Source organism: Daquilactobacillus linshuiensis (genome assembly GCF_052828685.1).
Window position 1 is genome coordinate 652,217 of sequence record NZ_CM128255.1, and the last position, 13,761, is coordinate 665,977.

Here is a 13,761-nt window from a genome sequence, read left to right on the forward strand (position 1 = left end):
GGGAAAAGAGATGGCAGGAGGCAATACACTCTACTATGACAAATTAGCCGAATATCATGGTAGTTTGAAAAAAGGTCTGAAACATCGACGCGATAAATTGAATGATCTAAAAAATTCACTTCAAGTGTTATCTGGATCACAAAACCTAAATGGTGCAGCCGCTGATAGTATTAGTAATTACATTAATGAAGTACATATCAGTGGAATTATTAATGAATTACAAACAGTTATCACTAATTATGAAGAAAAACTGAATATTCTTGTAGGACAATATATTTCTGTAGACCAAGGCGATAATTTTAGAATAATAGATGAAGACTTCACAGCACATATGCATGAAATTCAGACAGCTAAAGATAAATATGCCGATGTAGTAGCTTCAGCTTTAAGAACTATGAATTCAGTTGATGATATTGTAAATACCTCGTCTAAAAGTGATTTAAAAACAGATGGTAAGCATCTAAGTGAAAACCTCACAAAAATGCATAATTATGCTAAGAATGAACAGAAAAGTTGGCATGAATTCGAAAAAACACGTGCTAATGATATGGATGCGCCAAGACTTGCGATTACTAGTATAGAACGAATAGTAAATCAATATGCAGGTGGAAGTACTCCATCAATGGAAGGATACACTTCAGGTGGATTTGATGCAGTAGCAGGTTCAGATTTTCTAAACATGATGGGCGCAATCTCAACTGAGAATTCCACTATGAAATCAGCTAGTGATGACTTTAGTAAATATATCAAGAATGCATTGAGTGACCAAGCTAGCTATCGTAAGAAAGTTAAAAAAATGCAGAAAGAACAAAATCAGCGAGAAGGAGCCGCATCTTTTTGGACCGATGTATTTTTCATTGGTGTGGGAGCAGTGATAACTATTGCATCTGGAGGATTAGCTGCTCCTTTGGCACTAGTAGCTATTGGAGGCGCTTTTACATTATCCGATACATATGCTGACTTTGATAAAATGATGAATGGTAAAAATGAAGGTGATAACTTTGCAAAAGAATTTTTTGAATCAGTTGGAAAGTACTCAGGGGTAAACAAGGAATTTTCAGATAACGTGTATGGAGCAACTGAATTTGTAGCAAGTGTAGGTGCATCTGGTAGTTCTTATAAGAGCTTGGCTAAGGGTGGATATTTCATACAATCTAAGAATGCTTCAAAACCGCTAGTGAAAACATTTATGAAAGAAGATATGACAGCCGCTAAATCGGCATTCTTTAATAATGCTAAGAATTTTAGACAAACAAAAGGACTAGCAAATGGAGTTTTTGTTAAATTGAATCATGTTGCCAAAGTACATTCAGGACAAACAACCAAGTCAATAATAAAAACTTATGGTAAAGGTGCACTTTCAAGCTATGCAAAGAGTTCAGCTGCTAATTCAATTGTCAGTCAATTTGATGATGATCCAGAATCATTTACATCACAGGCTTTAAAAAAAGGATCTAACAAAATTATTAAGAAAGGTATTACTTGGTCAACGAGCACAGCTGTTCATTCGATTATAAGTAATAGGTAATCAATATGTTGGGAATAACACAGAACTCATGGCCATTAGCTGTAGTTGCGGAAATAATATTTTTTACTACATTGATCGTGTATTTGAGGTATTCATTGAAATATTTTGATGATGAAGAAGTTAATATAACTCTTTATGGTTTTTTAGTTTTATTTATTTTGTTAGGGACAAGTATTTTTGTGGCAATGACTGCCAGTGTGTTTGTTTCAGATGAGCAAGCGGCAGTGGTATGGGGAATATCATGGTCAATTCAACTAATTATTGCGGGACTGTTAACATATATGGTACTTTTCTTAGCTGCTAGAGCTGAGATAAAGACTAGCGAAATGAAAATAAGAAAAGCAAGAGAACATGCACGTCAAAAATATTTAACACCACCTAATTCATTACTGGGATTGGCAGCGGGAGTATATATGTTAGGATTATTGTTACTCGATATAGGTGGATTGGGTATAATGGAAAAAAGTGGTCTATTTGAATTGCTTCCAATGGGCATTATGTCTGCAATTTTATTGATTATTTTTTTTATTATATATGTTTTTGTATTACCCATATTTTTACTTCTTAAGACGCCAAAATGGTTTAGCAAAGCATTGGATCTGGTTAAGAAATAGAAGTTTCAGATATAGAAAGAATAGTAAATCGATATGCAGGTGGAAGTACTCCATCAATGGAAGGATACATTTCAGGTGGTTTTGATGCAGTAGCAGGTTCAGATTTTCTAAATATGATGGGAGCAATTTCAACTGAGAATTTCAAAATAACCATCATCATTTAAATCGTAAATTTTAAAAAGAGAACTTTAGTAGGTATCATATTGCCAATCAACTTTTTGCGATATGACATCTATTTTTATTTATTTCTGTATAATGTCTGGCTATATTGTAATTGGTAAATTATTTTGATTATATTTTAAAATTGATTTTAATTTCGTTCTTATTAATTTTAGTTATAAAAATACCCCGAAAGTTTTATTCTAACTTTCGGGGTAATATCATAACTAAACACTTTATTTATTTCTTTGAATATTGTAGTTATATAAGTAGTCTTTAAGTATAATTGGTTTTTTCATTAACTCTTTTGTATTTCTTGCGCCAAGTGCACAAGAAATAATATTAAATGACTTAAACCAGTTATTCATGTAGTTATATGCTTCTTCATATGATTTTTTTTGAACTTGGTGGAGAACTAATCCCGACATACCAACATAATTAGCACCAAGTCTAAGTGATTTTAATGCATCTATAGGGAGCTTTACTCCACCAGAAGCAAATATAGTGAAATCATTTTGAAATTTTTTTGACTCAATTAGTGATTCGGCAGTGCTAAGTTTTATATCATTTAAAAATGACATATCTAAATCATGATTTCTAGCATTTTCAATTTGTATAAAGTTTGTACCACCAGAACCGGATAGATCGATATTTTTTACACCAATTTTTTTTAGCTTTAAAAATGTTTCTTGGCTCATTCCAAAGCCGACTTCTTTTATAATCACTGGAATTGATATTTTATTAATTATTTCATTTATATTTTCTAGCCAATAAAAATTTCGATCTCCTTCATTCATTGATAACTCCTGAAGCGTATTTACATGTATTTGCACGGCGTTAGCATCAATCATATCTATAGATTGCAAAACATCCCTGTAATTGTGTGCAGCTGAAATATTTGCTATAACAATTCCGTTGGGATTGTTTTTTCTTACAATCTTATAGCTATCTTGAACCTCTGGATAACGTATCCCTGAACTCATTGAGCCTACTGCAATTGGAATATTCAAATCATAAGATAAACGAGAAAGGGTATCGTTTATTTTTGTTGATTGAATTGAACCGCCTGTCATTGCGTTTATATAAATAGGATAGTTGATTTTTTTACCAAATAAATTAGTTTTAAAATTAATCTCGTCTAATTCAATTTCGGGCAAGCTGTCATGAATAAATTTAATATCAGATAAACCATTTTCACTTTTTTCTTGGTAAAATTTTTCTGCTAAAAATAAATGTTCGTTTTTCCTTTGTTGTTGTAATGGTTGTTTTGGCATATTAACTCCAGTCAGTAATATTTAATTTTAGTTGGATAATATTTTTCTCTTTCCACTTTCCAATAATATTTTGTATGAGAATAGGATCATCTTTAGCGATTACTATACCACAGTCTCCACCGCCAGCTCCTGATGTCTTTGCTGCTGAATTATCGGTTGTAGCTATATCACATAACTCTGTTAATTTTTGTGTTTCTATTAAGACATCTGTAAATGTTGAAAGTGAATTAAGCAAGTTGCGGTTAACTTTTATTTGTTCTTGGATAAGTTTTAAATTACCAGCTAAAAAACCTTCTAACATTAATTCTAGACATTGTTTGCTCTTCTTCAAAAATTCATTATATAATTTAGCTTTTTGTGATTTTGAGTAAGATATTTGTTCTACTAAAATTGATGTTGAAGCAGGGTTTCCAGTCCAACCAATAAGTAATTTTGAGTCTATTGGTAATCTTATTTGTTGAATTGTTAAATCGGGCCATTTTTTGTGAATAACATTAAATAAGGGCTCTTTTTTTAATGTATTAATTATCCAGTTTTTATCTGGCGATGTGTAATAAATAATTCCACCATAGGTACTGGCAGCAATATCTCCAAGTGAACCATTCCCTTGAACTTTTAAATGAGCTAAAGCAGATAATTTAAATATTATTTTATTATCAACGTTTAGGTCATAAAATTTACATAGAGCTTTTATTGTAGCGACCGTAACTGCAGCTGAAGAACCTAAACCAAATTTTTTTCCATCTTCAGAATCTAACTGACTACTTACATCTATATTGTAATATGAAAGTTTTTTGCCTAATTGTTTTGCATAAATCTCTGCACAATGAATGGCTGAGATAATAAATTCTAATTGACTATCGCGACTGTCAATTAAAAACTTGTCATTTTCTCTTGTCCAATGAATTAGACTGTCTGTAAATCTATTAGAATTAAGTGTACCTTCATTTTTTGTTTTGGTAATACTGACACTGACATATTTATCTACAGAAGCTATTATTGCGGGATTTCCTTTTTCTACTACTGCATATTCTCCTGCTAAATATAGTTTTCCTGAAGCTTTAGCTGTTATCAAATTAAAAAGCACCTTCCAATGTTTATTTGTATGTAATTCCTGGTCCCGGCTTTGTTATTACTAATTCAGGTTCATTAAGCCGATATGTAAGTTCTTTTTTAAGTTTTAAAATATCCTTTTTTGAGCATATTATCTTTACATTTGGTCCTGCGTCTATAGTGAAATAAATTAAAAAACCTTCTTTACGTAATTCTTGAACAGTATTAATTATATTAATTGTTTCTGGTTCAAAATAGGTAAAGGGAGGGTTTGAACTCAGCGTTAATGCATGCATTTTCATGGCATTACTTTCAGAAATTTCACCAATTTTTTGTAAGTCATTTTTTGAAATAGCAGTTACGATATCTTTTAAATCTGTTTGAACTATTTCCGGCCATAATTGATAAAAAGGAGATGTATCTCTACTCAAATTCATTCCTTTAGTTGAAGAAATATTTTTTTTATGTTTATTAATGATGACAGAAATAATGCTGATATCGCTATTTTTAGCATCATTAATTTGTTCGGCATAAGAAGACATATCATTATTTCCTGCATGCCATTGAACAAAGCCACCAAAAATTGAACGGGAAGCTGATCCAGAACCAACTCGAGCAAGTTGACTCAACTCTTTATTATCTAAATTCAAATTAGTGACCTTATTTAAGCTAGCACTGAGTGCTGCAAATGCCGAAGAAGAAGAAGCTAAGCCAGCAGAATTAGGAACATGATTAACAGAACTTATTTTAAAATATTCATTAATATTGTACTTATTTTTGAAATAATTCAAAAAATCAAATACTCTTTTAGATTCAATGGCAGACGATTGTTTCCCATCTAAAATAAATTGATCCTCATCGTTATCGCTTAATTCAGTTGTTGTTTCTGTATAAAATTCATCAAGAGTCAAAGATAGACTATCAGTGTAAGGAATTCTTAAGAGTTCGTCTTTTTTTCCCCAGTACTTAATTAAAGCAATATTAGTATGAGCAATTGCCGTAGATTTATTCATTTTTAACCTCTAACCGTATACATTTAATGGTTGAATCCATGTTTTTATTGCAGAATTATTTTCCAAAATTTCAGAAAGCATTTGCGCTTGAGTTAAGTTTTTTGCAATTGCAATTATGCAACCTCCACGACCACCACCCGTTAATTTAGTTCCCAGACTACCGTTTAAATTTGCTATTTTAATGAGGTTGTCAATTTCTGGTGAGGAAACACTAAGATTTCTCAAATTTTTCTGTGCTTCATTAAAAATTTGACCTAGTTTATTTAAATCATTTATGGCGAGTGCAGTACTGGTTTTTTTTGTTAACTGACTGAGATTTTTTAAATATTTATTATATTCATCTGGATTATTCTCTATTAATTTTTTCACATCATTAACGGCTTCGCCGGTTTTTCCTCTAATACCAGAATCAGCGATTACAAAATATCCTGTAATATTCATATCAATACTTTTTGGTAGTTGATCTTTTTGAAACCAAAGTGGGTCACTTGCAGTAACTGAAACGGCATCAACACCACTTGGATGACCATGGATAATCGTTTCAGAAATATTAATTTCTTTTATTAATTGTTTTTTTGTTAATCGAGTTTGGAAAAATTGATAAAAACACCTAATAATGGCAGCAGAAGTTGCAGCTGAAGAACCTAATCCGCGTTCTATAGGAACTTCACTTTCAATACGTAAGTTATATTTAGTGTTATTAAAGTTTAGTTTTTCGTCTAAGTTAATAATTAATTCCTTAATACCTGTTAATCTCTTAGGTAAGGCAGAAATTGATCCCGTAAAAAATCTAGATTCAATTATTGATTCATTGCTGTCGATTGATTCCATTTTTGCAATAACTGGGATATTTCTGATGGGAATAGTAATTGCAGGGTAACCATAGACCACAGAATGTTCGCCAATAATAATTAATTTTGCATGGCTTCGGCCAATTCCATTCATACTGTTTTATCCTCACTTTAAGGTTATAATAATTACTAAGAAAATAATTATTAACTGTTAATTCATTAATATTATACATAAACATAGAAAAAAAGGAGCAATATTAACCATGTCTTTAACTTTTGTCCTAGGAAAAAGTCAAAAAAATCATCAAAAAGAAATTGTCGATAGATTTTTACAGGACTACAAAAAAAATCCTCAAGATAAATTTTATTTTATTGTTCCTAATCATATTAAATTTGAGTCTGAAATTTCTATAATTAAAAATTTCAAAAATGAATTTAGATCAAAAGATAAATATGTGGCAACTAATAATTTACAAATATTTTCGCTATCTAGACTTGCTTGGTATTTTTTACGAGATACTAATGTATTAAACAGGCAATCTTTAACTGAAACCAAAAAAGCAATGATTATACGTTCGATTTTGAGTAAAGAAAAAGATAATCTTCCAATTTTTAAGGGTGAGATAAAATTTAATGGTTTTATTGATGAAATTGCTAAACAGCTAAATGAATTTCAAGATGGAAATATCAGTATAAAAGATTTAGAAAATATAAAAAATGAAACTGATTCAAGCTTTGAGAAAGAAAAAATAGCTGAATTACAACTAATTTATCAAAAATATCAGGAAGTAGTTAATGAAAATTATTTGCAAAATAATTATTTAAATGATCAATTACTTGACTACTTTGAAAATAGCTCAGCTTTGACTAATACACATTTTTATATTTATGGATTTTCGGCATTTAAAAAATCAGAAATAAGTTTAATAAATTCAATGATTGTTAAAAGTGAAATTACCATGAGTCTTGAATTAGATAAGCCTTATATTGAACTTCCCGAAAAAACTGATTTTTATTTTAGACCTTCTAGAACTTATAAGGAATTTTATGAATATGCTAGAAAAGAAAATATACCAATAAATAATGAGTATGCTAGTGAGAATAGAGTAGAGTCTGATTTGCAAAAGCTTGAGGACTTTTGGATAAGTTCTAATACTTCAAAAGAAGAAATTGTAGATAAAAAAATTTCAAAAAACAGTTTACAAATATGGCAAGCAACTGATAAACAAGCTGAAATACAATCTGTAGCTACTTATATAAGACAACTAGTAGCTACCCAAAATTACAGATTCAAAGATTTTTTAGTATTAACACGTGATTTATCTGAATATGAATCCTTTATAAGTCCAATGTTTAAAAATCTCGATGTGCCGATTTTTTTAGATTTACAACATAATATGTCACAACATCCTTTAAAGTTAGTTATTGATTATATATTTGATTTTGCACGCTCAAATTTATCACATGAATCCATTTTTCAACTTTTGAAGTTGGATTTACTAAAACCAACTGAATTAGATAGACAGTATTTTAAGTCTGCAGTTGATCTTGCTGAAAATTATTCTTTAGCCAACGGCTTATTTAAAAGTGAATGGCTATCAGATGAAGATTTTAATTTTGATGTGAATATTAATAATTTGAATAAAAAGCAAAGAGAAAAATATAAAAATGATTTTCGAAAAATTAATGTAGTAAAAGAATTTGTAAAAAATATCTATACTCAATTACAAGTTATTTTGAAAAAAAATACTAGCAATAAAGAAGTAGTAACAGATATATATAAATTTTTAATTAATAATAATGTTTTTGGTTCGTTGAAGTATTGGCAAGATAAGAATATTGAAGATGGAAATATTGAAAAAGGTAATATACCTGAACAAGTTGTAAATACTTTAAATAATATATTAGATGAATTTATTGATATATTTGGTGAAGATAAGTTTGATATCAATGAATTGCTTAGTGTATTAGATAGTGGATTTTCTGCTTCTCAATATTCTCAAATTCCATCAACTTTGGATGCAGTGAATATTTCAGAACTTGGAATGGTTCAGATGAATAATAGGAAAGTAACTATTATTTTGGGATGTACGGCGGAGCAAATGCCTAAGACTACACTTAATAATTCACTATTGAGCGATGAAGAAAAAGAAAAATTTTCTAAGTTTTTGACCAGTGAAAGTAAGTTTAATGATTCATCTCAAGTTATTAATAATGACGAACCATATCTTCATAATAGTTCTTTTATCAGTTCTTCTTTAAGAACTATATTTACATATCCAGTTATGGCTTCGGACTCAAAAGAACAACTATCACCTTATATTCAGAGAATAGAAAATCACTTTAATATTGAAGAAAGAATAATAACTAATAGTCCTAATCCAAGTGACGAATTTGCTTTAGAATATGTTGGTTCTACAAGTTCGACTTTAAATTATTTAATTAGACTTAACAGAGAGTTAAGGAATAATAATAGTGTACTTTCTGAAAAATGGAAAATGATTCAAGATATTGTTTTAAGTGATTCTGATTTAAATAATAAGTTTAAAAAATCACTCAATTATAAAAATATTCCAGTCAATCTAGAAAAAAACGTTTCTCAAAAATTATATGGAGATACTTTAAATGTATCTATATCTCAACTTGAAACGTTTTATAAGAACGAATATGAATATTTTTTGAAATATGGTTTAAAAGTATTACCTCGAAATATATTTGAATTAACACCTGCCAATATTGGAAGTTTTTTTCATGATAATTTAGATAAGTTTGTTAAATACATATCAGAAAATAAAATAGATATTCAAAATTTAACAGATGAACAAGCACATAAAGTTTCCAATAAAATTATTAATCAAGTTCTTCAAAGTTCTAATTACAAAATATTCGAATCATCAAATCAGATGAAATATATAACTAACCAGTTGAGCAATATAATAAATACATTAATTCAGTCAATTAAGAAACAAGCAGCTTTATTAACGTTTGAACCAATAAAATCTGAAATCACTTTTGGCTCGATACAGGGTAATAAGGGTATTGCTGGGATAAGTTATGATTTTGATGGTAAAAAAATAAACGTTAGAGGTAAGATTGATCGAATTGACAGTTTTAATAATAAAAACGCTCTACAGATTATTGATTATAAATCCTCAGAAAAGAAATTTGAGTATGGTCAGTTTTATTCAGGATTACAGCTACAACTAACAACTTATATTCAAGCAATATTAAATAATTATTCGGATACGAATAATGTTGTTGGAGCTTTTTATTCTCATATTTATAACCCAATTGAAAAAGCTAAATTTATTATGAAAAAAAACGAAAAAAATTATCAACTATCGGGAATTATCGTTGATGACTCAAGTAGTATTGATATTCTTACTAAAAATGGACTTGATGAAAAAAATAGTTCTAATATATATAAATTGAGATTAAATAAAAACGGAGAATTAAGCTCATCTGAAAAAGTGACTAAACCAGAGTTAGAACAGCTACTTGATTACAATAAGAAATTGATAATTTTTGCAGGAGAAAAAGTTTTTTCTGGGGAGATCAACTTAAATCCATTTAGAAAAACGGATCAATCAAATGGCCTTCAACACAGTGATTACAAATCAATTTTTGAATTTGATGCTATGCTACCCGAAAATAATTATCGAGAAATATCTACATTATCAAAGACGGAGTTCTTAAAAAAACTAGTGAAAGGAGAAGATAATAATGGGAATTAATTGGACAGACTCTCAAAAAAAAGCAATTTTTGATTCTAATAAAGACATATTAGTTTCGGCAGCAGCTGGGTCAGGAAAAACAACAATATTAATTGAACGTATCATTGAAAAAATTCTTAATGGACAAGATATTGATAGTTTATTAGTAGTAACCTTTACTAAACTTGCTGCAAAAGAAATGAAAGAAAGATTAGTTGCTAGATTAAGAACTGAAATAAATAATTCAAAGAATCCAAAAAACAAATTACTTCTTCAACAACAGTTAGCAAAAGTTCCATCTGCAGATATTAGTACTTTGCATTCATTTTGTTCAAACGTCATAAAAAAGTTTTATTATTTGATTGACTTAGAGCCTAGTTTTAGATTGTTAACCGATGAAACTGAACAAGAATTATTAAAAGAAAAGGCTTGGGACTTAGTACGTGATAGACATTATAGAAACGATGACCTTGACTTTTTAAATTTGACTCGTAACTTTTCAAACGATAGAGATGATAATGGTTTACAAGATTTAGTATTTCAACTATTTAATTTTGCGATAACTAATCCAAATAGTAATGAATGGTTAGAGTCTTTAGAAAAATTATATGACTTGAAATCATCAAATTTTGAGGAATCAAGCATTAATAAAAAAATATTCGAGCCTAAATTAGTTGAAAAATTGAATGAGCAACTTCAATTGATAAAAAAAGCACTTTCTATTTCACTAGAAAATGAAAGCTGTGAAAAGTTTGTTGACTCATTGGAACAAGCAGTTGAAGAATTATCTAAAATAATTAATGATATCCATATTTATTCACATGATGAACTTGGAGAATTACTCTTTAAATTTAGTTTTAAACGAGCAAAGGTGGTCAAAGATGCACCAAAAGATGGGGCATCTGAATATGTAGAATCAGTAAGAAAAAATGTAAAAAAAGTGATTAGTGAGACCATTCCAAATGAACTACTAATAACAGATAATAATAAATTGACTACTATCATAAATAATTCTCGTGATTTAATTGCTAAACTTGTCGAAGTTGAAAAAGAATTTATTGCAGAATTTAAAAATATAAAATTAGCAAATAATACAATTGATTTTAATGACTTAGAGCATTTCACTATGGATATATTTAATTCTACAGAGAATAATATCAATATTGCTCAAGATTATTATCAAAATAAATTTTCAGAAATAATGATTGATGAATATCAAGATGTAAACCCAATGCAAGAAAGCATTGTCCAAATGTTACGTAGTACATCTAATAATTTTTTTATGGTGGGCGATATAAAACAATCTATTTATGGATTCAGACAGGCAGCTCCATACTTATTTGCCAGTAAATACGATAATTTTAAGAATAAAGATAGTGACAACGAGCTAGTTTTATTATCAAATAACTTTCGCTCCTCAAAATCCGTTACAACTTTTGTAAACAAGATTTTTGAAATGGTAATGGACAAAAAACTTGGTGATATTGATTATAACGATGAAACTAAGTTAATTCCCGGAGCTAAGTTTTCTGATGAGACAGATACTCAAATAGAAGTGAATATTATTGATTTGGAAAATGAATTTGAGGGAGGAAGTAAAAGAGATTCTCAAATTCAATTTGTTTCCTCAAGAGTCAGAAAATTATTTGATGATAAGTTTGAAATATTTGATTCAAAACTCAACAAATTTAGGCCTATTAAATACAGTGATATTGCAATTTTAAGTAGAACAAAAAGTAATAATACAGATTTGATTTCTGAATTTGCAAAAAGTAATATTCCTGTAATTGTTACTGATTCACAAAATTATTTTCAGACAATGGAAATTCAAGTAATGATTGAGTTTTTAAAATTAATAGATAACCCACAACAAGATATTCCTTTAGTTGCAGTATTAAGATCGCCAATTGTTCAGTTAAACGAAAATGATTTAGCAAAAATTAGAATTAATGAGAGTAATTTCAATTTTTATAATGCCGTTTTAAAATATGCCGAAGAAAATGATGACTATATAGCAGATAAACTAAAAAGATTTATTGGTATGTTAAATAGTTTTAGATTCTCTTCAAATCAGGTTAGAATTTCTGAATTAATTTGGGATATTTATCAAACAACTGGTTTTTTAGACTTAGTAACTGGAATGCCTGGTGGAAAACAAAGGGCGGCAAACTTACATGCTTTATATCAAAGAGCTAATGAATTTGAGGAAATGAATTTCAAAGGTCTTTATAAATTTATTAATTTTATTGAAAGAATTGAAAAAAATGACAAAGATTTATCCCAGCCTAATAGTATTGAATCAGATGAAGATGCTGTCAATGTCATGACAATTCACGGAAGTAAAGGATTGGAATTTCCAGTTGTTTTTTTAATTGATGTCGCAAAAGACTTTAATAATAGAGATTACGTAAGTTCAAATTTAATTGATATAAAACTTGGATTGGGTATAAAATATCTTGATCAAGAAAATAGAATAATATACTCAACTCCTCCTAGAAGTTTAATTTCTGAAAAAAAACGTATTTCAAGTATCTCTGAAGAATTAAGATTACTATATGTTGCTTTAACCAGAGCTAAGCAAAAGTTAATTGTGGTTGGTACATCAAAAAAAATAGAGAAATCATTTAATTCTTGGAATAACATTAATATTTCTGATAATAAAATAGATTATTTTGATCGAATTAATTTTAAGTCATATCAAGATATAATAATGAGTTGTATATTTCAAAGCTCAAAGAAAATTTCTGATTTATCATATGTTAATGATGAATTAAATACACAAATTAATATTGTTTCTTCAATAAAAAATATTACTGAAGATGAGAACTTGACAGCATTAAGTAGTAACAAGAGAAATGTCATTGATAATAGTTCCAAATTTAAAGAAATAGTAAAAAGCATTTTGAATCTTAATTATCCATTTAAGTACTCGACACAAACAACAGCATATCAATCTGTTTCAGAAATTAAATTTTTATTTTCAGATCCTGATGAAGAACAACTACAAAAATCAAATATAATTAACTCTGGAAGATATGTATTAAATGATTTTTCTAAACCTAATTTTTTGGAATCGGATAAGTCTATTTCCGCAGCGGAGATTGGAAGTGCAACTCATTTAGTATTACAGAAAATTGATTTAAAAAATGAACCAACAATCACTTCTATTGAAAAGCTAGTTGCTGATTTGCAAAAAAATAATATAATTTCCAATGCAGTAGCTAAAGAGATAAATATTAAAGCAATCGCAAACTTTTTTGAGTCAGACTTAGGAAAGCTGGTATTAGAAAATAAAGAAAATTTAAAAAGAGAGTATCCTTTTTCAATGGTAGTACCTGCTTCTGAAATATTTAATGGTGTTAGTGAAAATGACGATATTCTAATTCATGGTATTATTGATGGACTAGTTAATACAAAAGAGGGTATTGTTATATTTGATTATAAGACTGATAATGTAGTCGATAACAAAGATGCAAAAAATTCTGTTGAAGAGGCTGTCAAAAAATATAGCGGACAATTAAATCTTTATGCTTCAGCAATTAAAAGTATTGAAAATAAACCAGTAATAGGCAAATATTTATTTTTCTTAAGACTTGGTAAATACGTAAAAATCTAA

General features: G+C 28.7%; 8 protein-coding genes. 4 read left to right on the forward strand and 4 right to left on the reverse strand.

Annotated features, from left to right (window positions below; all coding sequences use genetic code 11):
• Nucleotides 1–10 precede the first annotated feature (10 nt).
• Both ACUV9F_RS03485 and ACUV9F_RS03490 read left to right on the forward strand, forming a co-directional pair.
• Nucleotides 11–1,528: an LXG domain-containing protein gene (locus ACUV9F_RS03485; protein ID WP_446184295.1), complete on the forward strand. Its 1,518-nt coding sequence runs from the start codon at nt 11–13 to the stop codon at nt 1,526–1,528.
• Between the two features lie 95 nt (nt 1,529–1,623).
• Nucleotides 1,624–2,142, forward strand: coding sequence for a hypothetical protein (locus ACUV9F_RS03490; RefSeq protein ID WP_446184296.1), 519 nt, complete (start codon nt 1,624–1,626; stop codon nt 2,140–2,142).
• A gap of 395 nt (nt 2,143–2,537) precedes the next feature.
• On the opposite strand, the gene fni is transcribed toward ACUV9F_RS03490, so the two are convergent.
• Genes fni through mvk form a run of 4 tightly spaced genes read right to left on the reverse strand, consistent with a single transcriptional unit; the run spans nt 2,538 to nt 6,586 of the window.
• A complete protein-coding gene (gene fni, locus ACUV9F_RS03495) occupies nt 2,538–3,575 on the reverse strand; it encodes a type 2 isopentenyl-diphosphate Delta-isomerase (protein WP_446184297.1) in 1,038 nt (345 codons plus the stop codon).
• A 1-nt stretch (nt 3,576) separates the two neighbouring features.
• Nucleotides 3,577–4,650 (reverse strand): phosphomevalonate kinase, encoded by a 1,074-nt coding sequence (locus ACUV9F_RS03500; protein WP_446184298.1) that lies wholly within the window; start codon nt 4,648–4,650, stop codon nt 3,577–3,579.
• A 22-nt stretch (nt 4,651–4,672) separates the two neighbouring features.
• On the reverse strand, nt 4,673–5,641 hold the full coding sequence (gene mvaD / locus ACUV9F_RS03505) for a diphosphomevalonate decarboxylase (protein WP_446184299.1): 969 nt from the start codon (nt 5,639–5,641) through the stop codon (nt 4,673–4,675).
• Between the two features lie 9 nt (nt 5,642–5,650).
• Nucleotides 5,651–6,586 carry a mevalonate kinase gene (gene mvk, locus ACUV9F_RS03510; protein ID WP_446184300.1) on the reverse strand — a complete coding sequence of 312 codons (936 nt, stop codon included), beginning with the start codon at nt 6,584–6,586 and terminating at the stop codon, nt 5,651–5,653.
• A 109-nt stretch (nt 6,587–6,695) separates the two neighbouring features.
• Here mvk and ACUV9F_RS03515 point away from each other — a divergent pair, with 109 nt between their 5' ends.
• Together ACUV9F_RS03515 and addA are read left to right on the forward strand one after the other, a co-directional pair.
• Nucleotides 6,696–10,166, forward strand: coding sequence for a PD-(D/E)XK nuclease family protein (locus ACUV9F_RS03515; RefSeq protein ID WP_446184301.1), 3,471 nt, complete (start codon nt 6,696–6,698; stop codon nt 10,164–10,166).
• A complete protein-coding gene (gene addA / locus ACUV9F_RS03520) occupies nt 10,156–13,761 on the forward strand; it encodes a helicase-exonuclease AddAB subunit AddA (protein WP_446184302.1) in 3,606 nt (1,201 codons plus the stop codon). Before ACUV9F_RS03515 ends, addA begins: the two co-directional genes overlap by 11 nt.